Genomic DNA, 19,425 nt, shown 5'->3' with positions numbered 1-19,425 from the left:
CACGGTGAGTGTGCTCCCCGCCCCCGAGGTCGTCGAACGCGCGCTGCGGTCCTCGCGCGCCGATGAGGCCATGGTGATCGTCACCGACGCGCATGAGGCGTCCCTGCGCTGGGCCGGAAACTCCATGACCACCAATGGTTCCTCGGTCGCGCGGGACTGGGCGGTGGTGTCGGTGTTCCGGGATGCGTCCGGTGCCGCGCGCGTCGGCAGCGTGAGCTCCACGAGTGTGGATCCGGCCGAGATCGAATATGTGGTGCGCGCCAGCGAGGAGGCCGCGCGCACCGCCGAACCGGCGCGCGATGCCATGCCGCTGCTGGATCCCCAGACCGTGGACAAGACCACCCTGGACGCCATGCTGGATTGGGACGGCGAGCCCGGAACCACCGATATCGCCGTATTCGCCGAGCTGGCACGCGATCTCGCGCCCGGCTTCGACGGCGCCGATCAGCTGTACGGGTTCGCGCATCATCAGATGCACTCGACCTGGCTGGGCACCTCCACCGGAATCCGGCGGCGCTGGGTGCAGCCGACCGGATCGGTGGAGATCAACGGTAAACGCGGCACCGGCGCGGAGCTGGCGAGCGCGTGGGTCGGCGCGGGTACCACCGACTTCCAGGATGTCGATGTACCCGGGCTGCTCGCCGAACTGTCCCGGCGACTGGATTGGAGCAAGCGGCGGGTGGACCTGCCCGCCGGGCGCTATGAGACGCTGCTGCCGCCATCGGCGGTCGCGGATCTCATGATTTATATGGCGTGGTCGATGGAGGGCCGCGGCGCGCACGAGGGGCACACCGCCTTCTCGCGGGCGGGCGGAACGCGAATCGGGGAGCGGCTCACCGATATTCCGCTCACCCTGTACTCGGATCCGAGTGCGGCCGGGCTGGAGTATCGGCCGTTCGTGGCCACCCCCGCGTCCTCGGAGTCGCTGTCGGTGTTCGACAACGGTCTCACCGCGCAGCGCGCCGATTGGGTGCGCGACGGCGTGATCGAATCGCTGGTGTACCCCCGCGCGACGGCTGACGAATTCGATGCCACCGTCGCGGTTCCCGGCGAAAACCTGCTCATGACAGGCGGTTCGGACGCGTCCCTGGAGGAGATGATCGCGCGCACCGAACGCGGACTGCTGCTGACCTGCCTCTGGTATATCCGTGAGGTGGATCCGGCAACCCTGCTGCTGACGGGACTCACCCGCGATGGGGTGTACCTGGTGGAGAACGGTCGAGTCACCGCCGCCGTCAACAACTTCCGCTTCAACGAATCCCCCCTGGATCTCCTGCGCCGGGTGAGCGAGGCGGGCCGCAGCGAGATCACCCTGCCGCGCGAGTGGAAGGACTGGTTCACCCGAACCTCCATGCCCGCCTTGCGAATCCCGGACTTCCACATGTCCTCGGTGAGCCAGGCCACCTAGTCCCTCCTCCGGCCCGCGCGACACGCGAACGACGCGCGGGCACACCACCCGCAACACGCCAGAACACCGCCGAATCCGCTCCGCCACGCGATGATTCCTTCGGCTACCGACCGCCTGCACCCGAAGGACCGACCCACCATGACCACCTCGACCGTGATCTCCAAGGACGGCACCGTCATCGCCTACGACAAGATCGGCGACGGCCCCGCCGTCCTGCTGGTCGACGGCGCGTTCTGCCACCGAGCCGTGGGGCCCAGCACCCCGGTGGCAAAGGAACTCTCGGACAGTTACACCGTCTACACCTACGATCGCCGCGGGCGTGGGGAGAGCGGCGACACCCAGCCCTACGATCCGCAATGCGAAATCGAGGACCTCGCCTCGGTCGCCGCCGAAGCCGGTGCCCCCGTGAGCATCTGCGCCTTCTCCACCGGCGTACCACTCGTCCTGGAGGCCGTGCGGCGCGGCCTGGACGTCGACAAGCTGGGCCTCTACGAATTCCCCCTCATCACCGACGACGCACGCAAACCGGTCCCCGCCGACTACCACCAACACCTGCGCGACCTGATCACCGCCGAAAAGCGCGGCGCCGCAATCAAATACTTCATGCACACCGGCGTAGGCGTACCAGCCCCCGTAGCGGCCCTGTTCCCCCTCATGCCCGGCTGGACCAAACTGAAGAAAACCGCCCACACCCTCCCCTACGACAACCACTTCCTCGCCGATGCCCTGGACGGCAACCCCATCCCCTCGGACCGCTACACCTACATCACCGCCCCCACCACCGTCTTCGCCGGCTCCAAAAGCCCCCAATGGATGCGCAACGGCAACACCGCACTCGCCCACGCGATCCCAACCGCCTACTACGCCGAACTCCCCGGCCAAACCCGCCAGGTAAAGCCCCGCCTCTTCACCTCCACCCTGAAAAACTTCCTCGCCCGCTGACATAAACCCACCACGCCAAGGCATTTCGCACTCCCTGATCCTCTCGTCCGATGCGCCTGTAGTGACGCGGGAGCTGATCCGGCGGCGGGCCGGGTGTCAGGGGCGCCTGAACCGATCGATCCGGCCAGAATGGGCTGTACCGAATCGTAAGGAGAAGTTTCATGACGGTCCGCCGGATGGATCCGGGTCGACATCGGCTGCTCGGTGTCGCGGAAAGTGAAGTGTCGCGTTGTAGTGTTCGGTTGGTATGGAACGCTAACGACTGACTTGCTGAGGAGTTCGCTGTGACCTATGTCGTGGACTTCAAGACTGTCTCCACCGTCGGCTTGGAATCGTCGCCGGTCTCGGATGCCCTGGCGGGACTGCGGGCGAACGAGGCCCGGTACTTCAAGAACAAGTACGACCATGTTTTCACGGTGGAGCCCGCCGACAAGGCGAAGGAGACCGTCGACTGGGTCAGCCGGATTCTCGAGGACGAGCGTGGGATTGTGATTGCCGCTCGCCCGCTCGAGGCTACGGGCTTCCAGGTCGAGGACATTCGCATGGCGTACGTGTTCTACGAGGATGGTCTGTCGATCAATGTGATGTATACCGTCGACGACGGCAAGAAGCGGGCGGTCGGGTTCAAACTCTCCGACGGGATGGAAGTCCCGGAGGAGCTTTCCTCGTTCAAGTTCGCCCGGCAGAAGTCGAAGTTGGCCGGGACCATCCGCGGCTCCTACTTCGTCATCAAGGGCGAGTACTGACCCCGGTTCCGGCGTGCGCGCCCGACCCGATCGCATTGCGCCCCGAGCGAAAAGAGTGCCACCGCGCCGTTGCCCAGGCATGCTGGGAGCAGGCAACGTAATCATGTAATCGGGTGGTGGTCTCCATGGCCGACGAATCAGCCCTCTCGCCGATCGAGAGCCCGGACGGGGACGCTCGGCAACAATCCGGCGAGAGTCTCGAGTCCGGTACGGCGGCGGCCGAAAACGACTCCTCCGCACCGGAATCCGCACTGGACGCGTATTCGCGCGCCGTGATCGGGGTGGCGCGGGCGGTGACACCGCATGTGGCGAGCGTGCAGACCCGGCGCGGCGGCGGGTCCGCGGTCGCCTTCACCGATGACGGCTTCCTGCTCACCAATGCGCATGTGGTCGGTGCGGCCCAGAACGGCGTGGTCGTCTTCGCGGACGGCGTGGAGTCGAGATTCGATGTGATCGGGGTGGATCCGCTCTCGGATCTGGCGGTGCTGCGGGCGCGCGGCGGTGCGCCCGCCGCGGTGACGATGGGCGATGCCGATCACCTGGTCGTCGGACAATTGGTGGTCGCGATCGGCAGCCCGCTGGGGCTGGCCGGATCGGTGACGGCGGGCGTGGTCAGCGCACTGGGCCGATCGGTGCCGGTCGGCAATAGCCGCACGGCGCGGGTCATCGAGGACGTGATCCAAACCGATGCGGCGTTGAATCCGGGGAATTCCGGTGGGGCGCTGGCGGATTCGACGGGGCGGGTGGTCGGGATCAATACCGCCGTGGCGGGAATCGGGCTGGGCTTGGCGATTCCGATCAACATCACCACCCGGCGCATTATCACCACCCTGCTGCACGAGGGCCGGGTGCGCCGCGCCTACCTCGGCATAGTGGGTGTGCCCGCGCCATTGCCCGCGGCCGTGGCCGCCCGCACCGGGCAGGATGCCGGATTGCGGATTGTGGATGTGGTGCGCGGCGGTCCGGCCGAGCACGCCGGACTGCGCCGCGGTGACCTCGTGCTGACCGTTGCGCGCCGGGAAGTCCGTGACGCCCAGGGCATTCAGCGTCACCTCTTCGACGAGGCCATCGGCCGCTCACTCCCGGTGACGGTGCTGCGCAATGGCGCGATGGTCGATGTGATCGCCGTCCCGGTCGAATTGACCACCGACTGAACGGGTTTCAGACGTTTCAGTCAGGAGGCGGTGCGGCGCGCGGATTCGGTGACGGCGGGCTGCCAGTGCTCGGCCAGCTCTTCGAGGGTGATGCCGAGTGCGCGGCTGAGCGCGACCACGGTCCCGAACGCCGGGGTGGGCATACGCCCGGATTCGATCTTGCGGAGCGTCTCGGGTGAGATGCCGGCGTCCACGGCCACCTCGATGAGATCGCGTCCGGCGCGGGCGGCGCGCAGCGCGGACCCGAGTCGCCGACCGGCCTCGACCTGGGCCGGAGTCAATGGAAGTCGAACCATGACCGCCACCCTACGGTTGGTATAAAAATACCGCAAGCCGCTATGGTCGGTATTAAAATACCGATACGGAGGTTGGACATGGTGGAACTCAAGTCCGCGGCGGAGATCGCCCGCATGCGGGTGACCGGAGAATTCGTCGCGCAGGTACTCACCGAACTACGCGATCGGGCACAGCTCGGAGTGAACCTGCTGGAGCTGGAAGCCCATGTGCGCGAACGTATTCGCCAACGCGGTGCGGACTCGTGCTACTGGGACTACTCCCCCTCGTTCGGCCGCGGGCCGTTCCGCAATACCGTCTGCCTTTCGGTGAATGACGCTGTGCTGCACGGTCTTCCATTCGACTACGCCTTGCGTGACGGCGATGTCCTGACCATGGACCTCGCGGTCGGCATCGACGGCTGGGTCGCCGACTCGGCCACCACCGTCATCGTCGGCACGGCCGACGAGGCGGACACCCGCCTGGTGCGCGCCACCGAAGAGGCCCTGCAGGCCGCGATATCCGTTGCGCTGCCGGGGAATCGGATCGGTGATATCTCCGCCGCCATCGCCGGGGTCGCGCACGCCTACGGCTATCCGGTGAACACCGAATTCGGCGGGCACGGCCTGGGCCGCACCATGCACGAGGACCCGCATATCCCCAATCACGGCCGCGCCGGTCGCGGCTACGTGCTGCGCCCGGGCCTGGCCATCGCCATCGAACCGTGGTTCGCGCGCACCACCGATCGCATCGTCACCGATCCGGACGGCTGGACGATTCGCTCGGCCGACGGCTCGCGCACCGCCCACTCCGAGCACACCGTGGCGATTACCGAGGCGGGTCCGCAGGTGCTCACCCGGGTCGGCTGAGACCAACCTCACCGGCTTGCCGCAGCGAGAAAACGAGGCCGTCATGTCGGAGACATGGCGGCCTCAGTGTCTCAATCAGGCGCTTTACCTGCGACCATAACCGCATTTCAGAGCCAACTTGACCGATCACGTGTGATGCAGCTAACGTTCCGATCACTAAGCGACCGCTTAGTGATTTCAAGTGACTGGCGACACTCTCCACGGTTCGGAGATGTCGCCCGGTTCGGCACCTGAAGGACAAGATGAGGAAGATCGCCGCCACCTCCGCACTGCTGATCGGCACCGCCGTCATCGGCTGCGGAACGGCCACCGCAGCCCCTGCCCCTGTCGCCCCGGTGAACTACACCGCCAAGACCCTCGACAATGCCGCGGTCATCTCCACCGATTCGGGCTCACTGGTCGTCGAGAACGGCGCGCTGAAGATCGAGGCCGCCGACGGCACCGTCCTCGCGGGCACCGAATTGTCCTTCCGCGTAGACGATTTCGTCTTTCCCGTGACCGCCGACATCGCCGGCCGCACCGCCACCCTCACCCCACTATTCGACACCGCACACGCGGAGTACAAGCCGGTCGCCCTGCCCTTCGAGGACTCCGCCCCTTGGCGCACCCCCTACGAGCGCGAGGTGGCCGCCTGGGGCCGCCTGACCAGCACCATCACCGCGGGCGCGGCCATCGGCACCACGATCGGCGGCATCGGCGGCGGCGCCATCGGCTGCATCCTCGGCGGCGTCGCCGCAGGTGGCGGCGCGACCCTGGCCACCGGCATTATCGGCGGCATCTTCTCCTTCCTGCCCGCCGCCGCCGTCGGCTGCATCGCGGGCGCCGCCGCCATGGCCGCCATCGGCACCCTGGCGGGCGCTCTCCTGGTCACCGGCCCGGTCGCTCTCGCCGCCGCCGCGCAGTACTTCACCACCATCAATTCCCCGCTCCCGGGGAAGTGATCCGGTGCCTACTCCATACCGCGTCGGCCCGGGGCCCAGAAGGGCTTGACCTGAATTGATCGGCGAGGCCACTCACGTTCTTGGACAAGGTGTTTCATGACCTGTTGGATTGTGCGGGCCTCGCCGGCCAGGTAGGCAATGCCCGGTGCGGAGGGCAGATCGAGGGCGCGGACCGCATCGAGCAGAACTTCCGAGCGAGCGGCGGAAGCGGCGCCGCGCAGCGGCCGGGCCAGTTCGGCGGATCGCGGCACGGGCAGCCGATCCTCGGCCGTGGCCGTTTCGATCGCACCGTGCACGGCGATATCCGCGGGGACCGCGCCGAGCATGGCACCGAAGGCGACCGACGCGGTCTCCTCCCCGGCGAACAGGTGGTAGGGCGCGTCGGCACGCAGGGCGAAGGAGCCCTCGGGGCCGCGGAACCGAACCCGCCGGCCGACAGCGGCTTTGCGCCCCCACTGAGCTCCCGGCCCGTCGCCGTGATCGAGCACGCACACATCCAACTCGCCGCGCTCGGGGTCGAAGTGCCACACCGAATAGGTGCGCAGCTCACCGACTCGCGCCAGGACTCCGCCGGCATCGATATCGCCGGTCGCGATCCGCACGTGCTGGCCGGGAATCCAGTTCAGATTGTGTACCGCCGGGCCGGCGATTCGTATCCGGTTGACCCGGGCCGCAATCCGCTCGGTTTCGGAGATGTGGCCCGTGGCGAAGAATCGGTCGAGGAGCAGATCGCTCAGGCCGCGCAATTGACGGGTGGCGATATCGCCCCGCGCGGGGTTGCCGCTGGATGCCATGAGAATGCCTTTCATTAGCAAGTCGCATAGTATGGTCCGGAAATTGGTCAGGCCGAATTCGTAAATAAACCGAACGGCCTCTTTTCTTTTCGGAATTCCTCGCGTATCGGGGGTTCAATTTGTTAGATATTTCACTACTTCTCCGAATTCCCCGCCCCGGTTTGAGCACATGCACCGCATCGCCTAACCTCGAAGAGAATCGAACACCCGGCCGCCCGCAGTAGCGTGGTCGTCAGCGTGACACTCTGTGTCCAGGACGTGGGGGCATTCCGAACATGGAAAGCAATGAGCTGCGGCAGGTCGAACTCGAGGCGAGTTTCCCCGATATTCATTTCTCGGTTTTCGAAAGGTCCTGGCGAATACTGATCGTGGCGAGGACCGAAGGCTGTGGTGGCCTGGTCCAGGAGTTGCCGAGATACGGTCATCAGGTGGCAACGGTCGATACCGGAACGATGGCCATGAAACTCTCCGATCGTGCCGATCTCTTGCTGCTCGATCCGGATCTGCCGGATTTCGACGGTTTCGCGGTGTGCCGATCGATTCGCGCCCGACATGCCGTGCCGATCATTCTGGTCACCGACCGGACCTCCGAACTCGACTGCGTACTCGGTCTGAGTTCGGGCGCCGACGACTATCTCGCTCGGCCGTTCGGCATCAGCGAACTCGTCGCGAGAATCGATTCGGTCATGCGGCGGGCGTGCCCGGAACTCCCGGTCGAGTCGGCGTCCGTCACCCGGTGCGGATCGCTGCGTATCGACGAAGCGGCCCGCGAGATCGACGTGCATGGCAGGCCAATTGTGCTGACCAAGAAGGAATTCGACCTGTTGTGCCTGCTGGCGCGGCGGCCCGGGGTGGTGGTGCCGCGGCATCAGATTCTGCGTGAGGTGTGGGACGGATCGTGGTCGCACCACACCGTGGACACCCATGTGAGCAGCCTGCGCGCGAAATTGGGTTCGAGCGACTGGATCGTGGCGGTCCGCGGTATCGGATTCAAGCTCATGCCGATCGCGGAGATCTCGGCATGACGAAGGCTGCCGACTCATCGAGTCGGCGGCCGTTCGCATCAGTCGCCGACCGTGATGACGTTCAGATTCTCATCGAAGGCGTAGCCGGCCGGCGCCTCGCCGGTGCGCATTACCTTGGCGAAATTCATTCGGCTCAAACGCCAGCCCGCCGCGGTACGCCGAGCGTCCGCCTCGAGGTACCCCCAGACGATGAGCGGCACGGCGCCGTCCGATACATGCTGGTGCGTCGCGGTGAGATTGACCCGCACCACGGCGTGATCACCGTGCACATCGGCATGACAATCGGTGGTCGTGTGATGGGTCGGACCGAACAATGCCACGACTTCCGTCATATGCGCGGCGAGCCCCGCGATACCCCGATAGTCCTCGGGTGGCAATTCGAGCAGCACATCGTCGGTGAAGACCGATGCCGCCCATTCGTCATTCATGGACTTGCGGTCCTCGAAGAAGAAGAATGTATCGAAAAGGGCTGCGATATCGCGGTGATCCCGCAATTCGCGTACTTCCGCGCGCAGCATAGCGAGTTCGTGCCGTAGTTCGTTCTCGAAAATCATGTTCATAATGCGTCATCCCTGAGATTCTCCGCTGCCGACGGCAACGGTTGGATCCGAAGTGGTCATGCCGAACCGGCCGGTGAGCCGGAGACCATCGCGAACATTCAATGACATCAGCGCGATATTGATCGCCCCCGCGACGAGCTCCACCGCTTGGACGCAATAGAACGCGACCCCGAAGTGATCGTGGCCGGCGAGCACATCCAGGGTGATCGCGCAGGGAATCAGTACGAGTAGTCCATTGGCCGCGATGAACGGCATCCGGCGTTTCTTGACGAGAATTACCGGCAGGGTCGAGCCGCCGGCGAGTCGAAAGCCGCTCGCCCCGGTGAGGGCCAGGGCCAGCACCAGAATCGGCAGACCCCACGGAATGGTCTGCTTCAGCGTGATGATCGCGTGCTTCGATCCGAAGATCTCCGTCACGACGGTCGAGATCCAGAAGGTGAGAATGGTGGTCAGTCCGACTGCGCCCGCGATGGGATGGATGCGGGAGAGCATGGTTTACCTCTCTTTGCCGTTCAGGTGGGCCCGATCTGCTTCGAGATTTCCGATCGCCTGTCGAGCCATACGGAGGAAGTCTTCTTCCCGCGGTCCCGAAAACCCCGCGGCGGCAATGTCGTTCACCTCGTGCGCGACCGAGACCAGGGCGGCCCGCAGTCGCTGCGCACGCTCGGTGAGGTGGATCAGCGCCCGTCGCCCGTCGGCGGGATCGGCGGTGCGCTGGATCAGCCCGTCACGCTCCATCCGCTTGAGCGTGTGGGCCATCGTCGATTGATCGATCCGGACTTTTTCGCAGAGCTCGTGCTGCGGGACGCCGTCCTGCTCGTACAGGGCGAGCAGTTGCGCGAATTGCCCTGACACCACCCCGTATTCGGCGATCCGATCGCGCAGCGCGTGCTCCATGAGCCGGGCGAGATGGTTGATCAGGTATCCGAGTGAGGTGCGCCGGTCTATCGGCGGCGTCGCGAGCGGCTCCATGCCTACCTTTCATCGGTCGTGGTGAGGACTGAAATCGACGATACATGGCAAGCCATATAAGTGCGAGCGCTGCGGGGATCCGTGCCGGTGACAGGCCGGAACGGCATGGTAGGGGCCGTCCAGGGGACCGGCAACCGGGCGCGAGAGAACTTGAAGTTCACCGGAGGAATCCGGCCGATTCCAGAACCTCGAGGCGATCGGAGGTACAGCTTCTGAAGGTTCTCGGAACTGCCGTTCACCGGCTGTCGATCTTGCTTGCCCACGATTGTCATTGCATCCCAACGACTTTCAGGAGACACCGTGCGAAAAGTGTTGATCGCCAACCGCGGTGAGATCGCGGTGCGAATAGCGCGGGCGTGCCGCGACGCCGGCATCACCTCGGTCGCGGTGTACGCGACCCCGGACCGTGACGCAGTCCACGTGCGCGCCGCCGACGAGGCCTATGCCCTCGGGGGCGATACGGCCGCGACAAGCTACCTGAATATCGACGCCGTGCTCGCCGCCGCCCGGGCAGCGCGGGCCGATGCGGTGCATCCGGGATACGGATTCCTCTCCGAGAACGCCGATTTCGCCGCGGCGGTGCTGGCGGCGGGACTGATCTGGATCGGCCCGCCGCCGCAGGTCATTCGCGACCTCGGTGACAAGGTGACCGCCCGCCGCATCGCCGCGGCGGCCGGCGCACCGATTGTCGCCGGCAGCCCCGGGCCGGTCACCGATCCGGACGAAGTCATCATATTCGCCAGGAAGCACGGGCTGCCGGTGGCCGTCAAAGCGGCCTTCGGCGGTGGCGGTCGCGGCCTGAAAGTCGCACGCACCCTTGCCGAGATCCCCGAATGCTTCGAATCCGCGGTGCGGGAGGCGCACGCCGCGTTCGGGCGCGGCGAGTGCTTCGTGGAGCGGTATCTGGATCAGCCCCGGCACGTGGAGACCCAGTGCCTGGCCGATGCGGCCGGGAATGTGGTGGTGGTATCGACCAGGGACTGCTCGCTGCAGCGCCGGCATCAGAAGCTGGTCGAGGAGGCTCCCGCGCCTTTCCTCAGCACCGCCCAGCACACCGCGCTGATCAATGCCTCCAAGGCCATCCTGCGCGCGGCGGGCTACCGGGGCGCGGGCACCTGCGAGTTCCTGGTCGGGGCGGATGGCACGCTGTCGTTCCTCGAGGTCAATACCCGGCTGCAGGTGGAACACCCTGTCACCGAGGAGATCACCGGCATCGACCTGGTGCGCGAGCAGCTGCGCCTGGCCGACGGCGGTCTGCTCGACTATCCCGATCCGGCCCCGCGCGGGCACTCCATCGAGTTCCGCGTCAATTGCGAGGACGCGGGCCGAAACTTTCTGCCCGGCCCCGGCGTCGTCGTGCGGTATCGGCCGCCGAGTGGGCCCGGCGTGCGCCTGGACTCGGGTGTCGAGGCCGGCAGCGTGGTGGGCGCGCAGTGGGACTCGCTACTGGCGAAACTCATTGTCACCGGCGCGGATCGGGCGCAGGCGCTACAGCGGGCGGCGCGCGCGCTGAGCGAATTCGAGATCGAGGGCCTGCCGACGACGCTGCCGCTGCACCGCGCCGTCGTCGTCGATCCGGACTTCACCGACGATCCCTTCCGGGTGCACACCCGCTGGATCGAGACCGAGTTCCGCAACACGATCGCCCCGCACGTGGAAGACGTTGTGACACAGGATTCCCCGGCTCCACGCGAGACGGTGGTGGTCGAGGTGCGGGGTAAGCGGGTCGAGGTGACGCTGCCCGCACGCGGCGGCAAACCCGGTCCGCGACCCGCACCGCGTGGAGTTCGCACCGGCTCGTCCGCCAAGCACACCGGTGACACCTTGACCGCGCCGATGTCCGGCACGCTCGTGAAAGTCGCTGCCACAGAGGGCGATTCGGTCGCATCCGGCCAGCTCATCGCCGTGATCGAGGCGATGAAGATGGAACAGCCGATCACCGCTCACAAGGCGGGCACCGTGGTCGGGCTGATCACCGAGATCGGCCGGAGTATCGGCACCGGCGCCGTGCTCTGCCGAATTCAGAACTGAACCTCCGAATCCAGAACCGAGGGACCAGAAGGTATGCACACGACTGTCACGGTCGCCACGATGACCGCCGAGGCGCGGGAGCAGGTCGCCGCCGAATTCGCGGATTTCGATGCCGCGGACACTCCCGCGGAGTCGAAAACCGTTCGGCGCCAACTCTTCCACTATCACGACGAGCTGCTGATCCAGGTCGTCGACAGTGACGCCCCCGCGCATGACGAGCACACCGGCCCGGACCTGGCCGCCTATGTGAGCGGATACGGCGATGCCGCCGCGCCGTTCCGCCCGGTGGCCCAGCGCTATTACCACTGGCTGCCCGGCCCGGTGCAGCCGAGCATGTACAGCACGCTGGTGGTGAACCGGCTCTCCCCCGCCCGCCGCCCGCAGGTCGCAGACCTGTTCGCGGAGTTCGATACCACCGATGTACCGCACCGCATGGGTACCCGGCGGCGGCAATTGTTCGCCTACGAAGGCGTCTATTTCCATCTGCAGGACTTCGAGACCCCCGACGGTGGCGCGGTGATCGCGCAGGCGTGGAAGCAAGCCGATCCGCGCTTCATCCAGATCTGCGACGACCTCGACCCATTGATCGAGAAGTACGACGCGGCCACCTGGCGCAAGCCCGCCGATGCCGTGGCACACCGGTTCTACCACTGGGAGAAAGCATGAACAGCCGGCGCGTTGTCATCACCGGAATGGAGGTGATCGCCCCCGGCGGAGTCGGGGCCAAACAGTTCTGGGACCTGCTCACCTCCGGCCGCACCGCCACCCGGCGGATCAGCTTCTTCGACCCGGATCAGTTCCGTTCCCGGGTGGCCGCCGAGGTCGACTTCGATCCGGAGCGGCACGGGCTCACCCCGCAGGAGATCCAAAGACTCGATCGCACAGGGCAATTCGCCATGGTCGGCGCGCGCGGCGCGGTCGCCGACAGCGGCCTGGAATTCGCTGCCCTGGACCCGTATCGGATCGGGGTGGCGCTGGGTAGTGCGGTCGGGGCGACCATGCGACTCGAACAGGACTACCGGGTCATCAGCAATGGCGGGCGTTTGGACCTGGTCGATCAGGACTACGCGGACCGCCATCTCTACCGGCATCTGATGCCCAGTTCGTTCGCCGCCGAGGTGGCGTTGACGGTCGGCGCGCAGGGACCGGTCACGGTGGTGTCCTCGGGCTGCACCTCAGGGCTGGACTCGGTCGGCTATGCCATGCAACTCATTGCCGACGGCTCGGCCGATGTCATGGTCACCGGCGCCGCGGACGCACCCATCTCCCCCATTACGATGGCCTGCTTCGACGCCATCAAGGCGACGACGCCGCGCCACGACGCACCCGAATCGGCTTCGCGGCCTTTCGATGCCACTCGCAACGGCTTCGTACTGGGTGAGGGAACGGCCATGTTCGTGCTGGAGGAGATGGCCGCGGCCCGGCGGCGCGGCGCGCACATCTACGCCGAAATCGCCGGTTATGCCACCCGCGCCAACGCCTACCATATGACCGGATTGCGTTCGGACGGTGCGGAAATGGCCGAGGCCATCCGGGTCGCGCTGGGTGAGGCCGGGCTGCCCGGCGAGGCCGTGGACTACATCAACGCGCACGGCTCGGGCACCAAGCAGAACGACCGGCACGAGACCGCGGCGTTCAAGCGGAGCCTGGGTGCGCACGCGCATCAGGTACCGGTGAGTTCGATCAAATCCATGGTCGGGCATTCGCTGGGCGCCATCGGATCCATCGAGATCGCGGCCTCGGTGCTGGCCCTGGGCGCCAATGTGGTTCCGCCGACCGCGAATCTGCATACCCCGGACCCGGAGTGCGATCTGGACTATGTGCCGCTCACCGCCCGTGAGCACCGCACCGACACGGTGCTGACCGTCGGTAGCGGATTCGGCGGCTTCCAGAGCGCCATGGTGCTGACCACGGGGACGGGGGCGGCGGCATGACCGGCGCGGTGATCAATGGAATCAACGGCGTGCGGCACCACGCGGCGGCTCGCGCCACGACGGACGCCGAACTCGACACGACCCGGGCGGTGGTCACCGGAATCGGCATCACCGCACCGAATGGTCTTGGTAAGCAGGCCTATTGGGATGCGGTCCGCGCCGGGCACAGTGGTATCGGCCGTATCACCCGATTCGACCCGTCCGGGTATCCGGCCACCCTGGCGGGTGAGGTTCCCGGCTTCGAGGCATCGGAGCATCTCCCCAATCGTATTCTGCCCCAGACCGATCAGGTCACCCGGCTCGCACTGGTCGCGGCGGAGTGGGCACTGGCCGATGCCGGTATCGATACCGCGGCGATCGCCGAATTCGATATGGGTGTGCTGACCGCCGCCAGTTCGGGTGGTTTCGAATTCGCCCAGCGCGAGCTGTGCAGTCTGTGGAGCCGGGGCAGTCAGTACGTCACCGCGTATCAGTCCTTCGCTTGGTTCTACGCGGTCAACAGCGGGCAGATCTCCATCCGCCACGGCATGAAGGGCCCCAGCGGTGTCGTGGTCAGCGATCAGGCCGGCGGCCTCGACGCGATCGCGCACGCCCGCAGGCAGATTCGCAAGGGCATCCCGCTGATGGTGTCCGGTGGCATGGATGCCTCGCTGTGCCCGTGGGGCTGGGCGGCACTGTGGACCAGCGGCCGAGTGCACGCGGGTAGCGATCCCGAATGCGCGTACCTGCCGTTCGACCCGCGCGCCACCGGACATGTGCCGGGCGAGGGCGGCGCGATCCTGATTATGGAGTCCGCGGCGACGGCCCGTGCTCGAGGCGCGCACAGTTACGGCGAGATCGCCGGTTACGCATCGACTTTCGATCCCGCGCCGCACACCGGCCGGGAGCCCGCGCTGGCCGCGGCCATCGAGATGGCGTTGGCCGACGCGCGTCTGGCGGCCGCCGATATCGATGTGGTCTTCGCCGATGCCGCCGGTCTCCCGGAGCTCGACCGCATCGAGACCGAGGCCATCGCCGAGGTCTTCGGCCACCGCGCGGTCCCGGTGACCGCACCGAAAACCATGACCGGACGGCTGTATTCGGGTGCGGGCCCGCTCGATGTGGCCACCGCGCTGCTCGCCATGGCGGACGGTGAGATCCCGCCGACCGTCAATGTCATCCCGAACTCCGACTCACCACTGGATCTGGTGGTCGGCGGGGCGCGGCGCGCAACGGTGCGCACCGCGCTCGTACTGGCCCGTGGCCAGGGCGGGTTCAACTCCGCCGTCGTTCTCACCGCCCCCGAAGGAAAGGACAAGCCATGACATTCACCATCGACGATCTCACCCGCATCCTGCGGGAGGGTTCCGGCGCTCCCGAGGATGTGGACCTGGCGTCCGACATTCTCGACCTCACCTTCGAGGATCTCGGCTACGACTCCCTGGCCATGCTCGAGACTGCCAGCCGGGTCGAACGGGAATTCGGTGTGACGCTGGAGGATTCGACCGTCATCGACGCCGACACCCCGCGCACCTTCCTGGCCGCGGTGAACACCCTCATTCCGCTCCCCACCCGATAGCAGGAGTCACCATGTCGCAATCCCACGCCCTGGTCACCGGCGCGACCAGCGGTATCGGCCTGGCCGTGGCCCAGTTGCTCGGGGCCTCCGGTCACCGCGTCTATGTCGGGGCCCGGACCGCCGAGAATGTCGCCACCACCGTGAAGCAACTCCGCGAGGCGGGCCTCGAGGTGGACGGTTGCGCGGTCGATGTGCGGTCCGGTGATTCGGTGCGCGAGTTCGTCACCGCCGCGGCCGCGTGTTTCGGGCCGGTCGATGTGCTGGTCAACAATGCGGGCATCAGCGGTGGCGGCGTCACCGCCGATCTCGGTGACGAGGTCTGGGACAACGTCATCGATACCAATCTCAACAGCGTCTTCCGAATGACCCGGGAAGTACTCAACACCGGCGGTATGCGCCATCGCGGGCGCGGGCGCATCATCAATATCGCCTCGACGGCGGGCAAGCAGGGTGTGGTGCTCGGCGCGCCGTACTCCGCGTCCAAACACGGCGTCGTGGGCTTCACCAAATCGCTCGGCAATGAACTCGCCCCGACCGGCATCACCGTCAACGCGGTATGCCCCGGGTACGTGGAAACGCCGATGGCACAACAGGTCCGGCGGAACTACGCCACCCTGCAGCAGACCACCGAGGAAGCGGTCATGGCGAAGTTCACCGCCAAGATCCCGCTCGGGCGCTACTGCACACCGCAGGAGGTGGCCGGGCTGGTCGGCTATCTGGCCTCGGACACCGCCGCATCCATCACCGCGCAGGCATTGAACGTCTGCGGCGGACTCGGGAACTTCTGAAGGGATTGCATCATGGCCGAAACCACCGCGCGGACAACCGAATCCGTCACCGGGCAGACCGAGCACACCATCGAGGTGGCCGCGCCCGCGGACACCGTCTACCGCCTGCTCGCCGAGGTGGAGAACTGGCCGCAATTGTTCCCGCCCACCATCTTCGCCGACTACCTGGACAATAACGAGCTCGAACAGCGCATCAGAATCTGGGCGACTGCCGGTGCCGGGGTCAAGCACTGGGTATCACGGCGGGTGCTCGATCCCGGACAACGGCGCATCGAATTCCGCCAGGAGGTCAGCAGCGCGCCGATCGCGGCCATGGGCGGCACCTGGATTGTCGACCCGCTGGCCGGCGACCGCTCCCATGTCCGCCTGCTGCACGACTACCGGGCGGTCACCGCAGCGGATCTGAGCTGGATCGACGATGTGGTCGACCGCAATTCACAGACCGAACTCGCGGCGCTGAAACGCAGTATCGAACTCGGTGCCGCGGGCGCGGATGCGGCTTTCGAGTTCGAGGACACTGTCGAGGTGGCGGGTACGGCCGAGGATGTCTTCGGATTCATCAGCGAGGCACAGCTGTGGCCGGAGCGGTTGCCACACGTCGCGGGGGTCGAGTTGACCGAGCCGGGGCCGGGTATGCAGTCGCTGGCCATGGATACCGTCGCCGTCGACGGGTCGCAACACCGGACCATGTCGTACCGAATCATGTTCCCGCACCACAAGATCGCTTACAAGCAGCTCACCATGCCCGCGTTGATGACACTGCACACCGGGTACTGGACGGTGCGGCCGAGCACGCACGGGGTGTCGGTGTCCTCACAGCACAGTGTCGTGATCAATACCGACAATATCGCCGCGGTGCTCGGGCCTGACGCCGATATCGACACCGCCAAGGCGTATGTGCGCCGGGCGTTGAGCACCAACAGCCTGGCCACCCTGCGCCATGCCAAACAGTTCGCGGAGGCGAGATCATGAGCCCGGCCGACGCGTTGCGCATCGTCGCGCCGGGAGCTCACCGAATAGTGCTGGACGCCAACGGTATTGCCATGTCCGCCCTGTTCAGCACGCCCACCCTGGACCTGCCGCGCGCCACCATTGTCGCGCTGCACGGGGCCGGCATGTCCTCGGCCTATTTCCACGGGCAGGCCCACCCCGATGTCTCACTGCTGACCGCCGCCACCCGAATGGGTTACGCCGTACTGGCTTTGGACCGACCCGGATACGGTGCGTCCGCCGACGCGCTGCCGGACGGGCAATCGCTCGCCGACCAGGCCGAGACGGTGCGCGCCGCCCTGGCCGACTTCACCGCGGGTAATGACATCGGCGCGGGCCTGTTCCTGCTCGGGCACTCCTTCGGCGGCAAACTCGCGCTCGTCCTCGCGGGCGACGCACAGTTCTGCGGGGTGGAGGTGTCAGGGTGCGGACACCGGTTCGCACCCATGGCGGCGGACGCCAAACTGTGGCAAAGGAATTGGGGCGACCTGCAGCTGTATCCGCCGCGGACCTTCACCCGGACCGGCGCCGCCGTGGACTCGCCGCCGCCCTTGGAGCTGAGCGAGACCGTGCACTGGCCGGAGACCTTCGCCGAGGTGGCCGCGCGGATCCGCATACCGGTGCGACTGAGCTTCGCCGAGCAGGAACGGTGGTGGCGCATCGACCCCGCCACTCTCGACGAGCTGCCCGCGCTGTTCGAATCCGCGCCGAGCATCGGCGTGGCCCGGGTACCCCATGCGGGCCACAACATCAGCCTCGGCTGGGCGGCGCGCGCGTACCACGTCAGTGCGCTCTCGTTCTTCGAAACCTGTCTGCTCGACCGCGCTGCCGCCTGATCCCGGGAGAGGACACCGCCATGACCGAAGAATCGACGCTGCCGCGCTCGCCGGAGACGGCCTTCGATCCCATCGACGAGCTACGCCTGCGCAAGGAGCTCGCCGAGGCCGGGCCCGATCCCGCGGCCACCGCGCGCCAGCATGCCAAAGGCAAACTCACCGCGCGCGAACGTATTTCGCTGCTGCTCGACCCGGATTCATTCACCGAGATAGAGGCGCTGCGGCGGCATCGGGCCGTCGAATTCGGACTCGAGCAGCGCCCCTACACCGACGGCGTGGTCACCGGATGGGGGACGGTGGACGGGCGGACCGTGTTCGTCTACGCACACGACTTCCGCATCTTCGGTGGCGCGCTGGGTGAGGCGCACGCCGAGAAGATCCACAAACTCATGGATTTGGCGATCTCGGCCGGTGCGCCGCTGGTCTCGCTGAACGACGGTGCGGGCGCCCGCATCCAGGAGGGTGTGACGGCGCTGGCCGGTTACGGCGGCATCTTCCGGCGCAATACCGCTGCGTCCGGGGTGATTCCACAGATCAGCGTCATGCTGGGGCCGTGTGCGGGCGGTGCGGCCTATGCGCCCGCGCTGACCGATTTCGTGCTCATGGTGCGCGGCATCTCGCAGATGTTCATCACCGGGCCGGAGGTGGTCGCCGCCGTCACCGGTGAGTCGGTGACCTTGGAGGAGCTGGGCGGGGCCGATATTCACGCCGAGCGGTCCGGGGTCGCGCACTTCGTGTACGAGGACGAGGCGTCCTGCCTGGCCGATGTGCGGTATTTGTTGTCCTTTCTGCCGCAGCACAATCGCGAGTTGCCGCCGGTCGTTCCCACCGGTGATCCGGCCGATCGGCGCTGCCCCGTGCTCACCGATCTGGTGCCCCAGGTCGGCACCGTGCCCTACGACATGCGCGAGGTCATTGCCGAAATCGCCGATGACGGAGCCTATTTGGAGGTGCAGGAGCGATGGGCCGGCAATGTCGTCATCGCCCTGGCCCGAATGGACGGGCACACAGTGGGTTTCGTCGCCAATCAGCCCAATACGCTGGCGGGCACGCTCGACATCAGCGCCAGCGAGAAGGCGGCGCGCTTCGTGCAGATGTGCGACGCGATGAATATTCCGCTGATCACACTGCTGGATGTGCCGGGATTCCTGCCCGGCGTCGGCCAGGAGCACGGCGGGATCATCCGGCACGGCGCGAAACTGTTGTACGCCTACTGCAATGCCACCGTGCCCCGTATCTCGATCGTGCTGCGCAAGGCCTACGGCGGGGCGTACATCGTGATGGATTCCCGCAGCGTCGGCGCGGATCTGGCACTGGCCTGGCCGACCAATGAGATCGCGGTCATGGGTGCGGAGGGTGCGGCGAATGTGGTGTACCGCAAGCAGATCGCCGCGGCCGCGGACCCCGCCGCCATGCGGGCCGAGCTGGTCGGGCGGTATGCGCGCGAGCTGATGCATCCGTACTACGGCGTCGAACGCGAATTGATCGACGACGTGATCGATCCGGCCGACACCCGCATGGTGCTGATCCGAGCGCTGACCATGCTGCGTGCCAAACATGCCGACCTGCCCGCGCGCAAACACGGCAACCCACCCCAGTAATCA

Annotated in this window: 21 protein-coding genes; 16 read left to right on the top strand and 5 right to left on the bottom strand. The window is 66.6% G+C overall.

Features of this window, described 5'->3' with window-relative positions; genetic code table 11:
• Window positions 1–10 precede the first annotated feature (10 nt).
• The 4 genes from GFY24_RS22265 (at window position 11) to GFY24_RS22250 (ending at window position 4,250) form a co-directional block, all read left to right on the top strand.
• Window positions 11–1,408 carry a TldD/PmbA family protein gene (locus GFY24_RS22265; RefSeq protein ID WP_309231212.1) on the top strand — a complete coding sequence of 466 codons (1,398 nt, stop codon included), beginning with the start codon at window positions 11–13 and terminating at the stop codon, window positions 1,406–1,408.
• A gap of 138 nt (window positions 1,409–1,546) precedes the next feature.
• A complete protein-coding gene (locus tag GFY24_RS22260) occupies window positions 1,547–2,350 on the top strand; it encodes an alpha/beta fold hydrolase (RefSeq protein WP_153807027.1) in 804 nt (267 codons plus the stop codon).
• 284 nt (window positions 2,351–2,634) lie between these two features.
• A complete protein-coding gene (locus GFY24_RS22255; protein WP_309231176.1) occupies window positions 2,635–3,096 on the top strand; it encodes a phage tail protein in 462 nt (153 codons plus the stop codon).
• A 125-nt stretch (window positions 3,097–3,221) separates the two neighbouring features.
• Window positions 3,222–4,250 (top strand): S1C family serine protease, encoded by a 1,029-nt coding sequence (locus tag GFY24_RS22250; protein WP_153807026.1) that lies wholly within the window; start codon window positions 3,222–3,224, stop codon window positions 4,248–4,250.
• Window positions 4,251–4,270: 20 nt separating this feature from the next.
• Here the strand turns inward: GFY24_RS22250 and GFY24_RS22245 are convergent, their stop codons facing one another.
• The gene (locus tag GFY24_RS22245) at window positions 4,271–4,546 is read right to left on the bottom strand and encodes a helix-turn-helix transcriptional regulator (RefSeq protein WP_153807025.1); all 276 of its coding nucleotides are present in this window, start codon (window positions 4,544–4,546) and stop codon (window positions 4,271–4,273) included.
• A gap of 78 nt (window positions 4,547–4,624) precedes the next feature.
• Between GFY24_RS22245 and map the strand changes: the two genes are divergently transcribed.
• Complete coding sequence (map, locus tag GFY24_RS22240; protein ID WP_153807024.1) at window positions 4,625–5,392, top strand: type I methionyl aminopeptidase; 768 nt, start codon at window positions 4,625–4,627, stop codon at window positions 5,390–5,392.
• Between the two features lie 242 nt (window positions 5,393–5,634).
• A complete protein-coding gene (locus GFY24_RS22235; RefSeq protein ID WP_153807023.1) occupies window positions 5,635–6,333 on the top strand; it encodes a hypothetical protein in 699 nt (232 codons plus the stop codon).
• 8 nt (window positions 6,334–6,341) lie between these two features.
• Here GFY24_RS22235 and GFY24_RS22230 read toward each other — a convergent pair whose 3' ends face one another.
• Complete coding sequence (locus GFY24_RS22230; RefSeq protein ID WP_153807022.1) at window positions 6,342–7,127, bottom strand: siderophore-interacting protein; 786 nt, start codon at window positions 7,125–7,127, stop codon at window positions 6,342–6,344.
• A 275-nt stretch (window positions 7,128–7,402) separates the two neighbouring features.
• Between GFY24_RS22230 and GFY24_RS22225 the strand changes: the two genes are divergently transcribed.
• Entirely contained in the window at window positions 7,403–8,152 is a 750-nt protein-coding gene (locus GFY24_RS22225) for a response regulator transcription factor (protein ID WP_153807021.1), read from the top strand.
• Window positions 8,153–8,190: 38 nt separating this feature from the next.
• Here GFY24_RS22225 and GFY24_RS22220 read toward each other — a convergent pair whose 3' ends face one another.
• Genes GFY24_RS22220 through GFY24_RS22210 form a run of 3 tightly spaced genes read right to left on the bottom strand, consistent with a single transcriptional unit; the run spans window position 8,191 to window position 9,684 of the window.
• A complete protein-coding gene (locus tag GFY24_RS22220) occupies window positions 8,191–8,712 on the bottom strand; it encodes a nuclear transport factor 2 family protein (RefSeq protein ID WP_153807020.1) in 522 nt (173 codons plus the stop codon).
• Between the two features lie 6 nt (window positions 8,713–8,718).
• A complete protein-coding gene (locus GFY24_RS22215; RefSeq protein ID WP_153807019.1) occupies window positions 8,719–9,204 on the bottom strand; it encodes a hypothetical protein in 486 nt (161 codons plus the stop codon).
• Between the two features lie 3 nt (window positions 9,205–9,207).
• On the bottom strand, window positions 9,208–9,684 hold the full coding sequence (locus tag GFY24_RS22210) for a MarR family winged helix-turn-helix transcriptional regulator (RefSeq protein WP_153807018.1): 477 nt from the start codon (window positions 9,682–9,684) through the stop codon (window positions 9,208–9,210).
• A 300-nt stretch (window positions 9,685–9,984) separates the two neighbouring features.
• On the opposite strand from GFY24_RS22210, the gene GFY24_RS22205 reads away from it, so the two are divergent.
• From GFY24_RS22205 to GFY24_RS22165, 9 genes are read left to right on the top strand one after another with little or no spacing between them, the layout of a single operon-like run.
• Window positions 9,985–11,715: a biotin carboxylase N-terminal domain-containing protein gene (locus tag GFY24_RS22205; protein ID WP_309231175.1), complete on the top strand. Its 1,731-nt coding sequence runs from the start codon at window positions 9,985–9,987 to the stop codon at window positions 11,713–11,715.
• 33 nt (window positions 11,716–11,748) lie between these two features.
• The gene (locus tag GFY24_RS22200) at window positions 11,749–12,381 is read left to right on the top strand and encodes a TcmI family type II polyketide cyclase (RefSeq protein WP_153807016.1); all 633 of its coding nucleotides are present in this window, start codon (window positions 11,749–11,751) and stop codon (window positions 12,379–12,381) included.
• Entirely contained in the window at window positions 12,378–13,649 is a 1,272-nt protein-coding gene (locus GFY24_RS22195; RefSeq protein WP_153807015.1) for a beta-ketoacyl synthase, read from the top strand. Before GFY24_RS22200 ends, GFY24_RS22195 begins: the two co-directional genes overlap by 4 nt.
• Window positions 13,646–14,953 carry a ketosynthase chain-length factor gene (locus tag GFY24_RS22190; protein ID WP_153807014.1) on the top strand — a complete coding sequence of 436 codons (1,308 nt, stop codon included), beginning with the start codon at window positions 13,646–13,648 and terminating at the stop codon, window positions 14,951–14,953. The genes GFY24_RS22195 and GFY24_RS22190 overlap by 4 nt, the downstream gene beginning before the upstream one ends.
• On the top strand, window positions 14,950–15,207 hold the full coding sequence (locus GFY24_RS22185) for an acyl carrier protein (protein ID WP_153807013.1): 258 nt from the start codon (window positions 14,950–14,952) through the stop codon (window positions 15,205–15,207). The genes GFY24_RS22190 and GFY24_RS22185 overlap by 4 nt, the downstream gene beginning before the upstream one ends.
• Window positions 15,208–15,218: 11 nt before the next feature.
• Complete coding sequence (gene fabG, locus GFY24_RS22180; RefSeq protein WP_153807012.1) at window positions 15,219–15,995, top strand: 3-oxoacyl-ACP reductase FabG; 777 nt, start codon at window positions 15,219–15,221, stop codon at window positions 15,993–15,995.
• A gap of 12 nt (window positions 15,996–16,007) precedes the next feature.
• On the top strand, window positions 16,008–16,967 hold the full coding sequence (locus tag GFY24_RS22175) for an aromatase/cyclase (protein ID WP_153807011.1): 960 nt from the start codon (window positions 16,008–16,010) through the stop codon (window positions 16,965–16,967).
• On the top strand, window positions 16,964–17,821 hold the full coding sequence (locus tag GFY24_RS22170) for an alpha/beta hydrolase (protein WP_153807010.1): 858 nt from the start codon (window positions 16,964–16,966) through the stop codon (window positions 17,819–17,821). Before GFY24_RS22175 ends, GFY24_RS22170 begins: the two co-directional genes overlap by 4 nt.
• 20 nt (window positions 17,822–17,841) lie before the next feature.
• Window positions 17,842–19,422 (top strand): acyl-CoA carboxylase subunit beta, encoded by a 1,581-nt coding sequence (locus tag GFY24_RS22165; protein ID WP_153807009.1) that lies wholly within the window; start codon window positions 17,842–17,844, stop codon window positions 19,420–19,422.
• Window positions 19,423–19,425 lie beyond the last annotated feature (3 nt).

The sequence above is a fragment of the Nocardia sp. SYP-A9097 genome (genome assembly GCF_009649815.1).
GTDB lineage: Bacteria > Actinomycetota > Actinomycetes > Mycobacteriales > Mycobacteriaceae > Nocardia.
The sequence above is the reverse complement of the archived record's forward strand: the minus strand, read 5'-3'. Positions and strand labels throughout refer to the sequence as shown.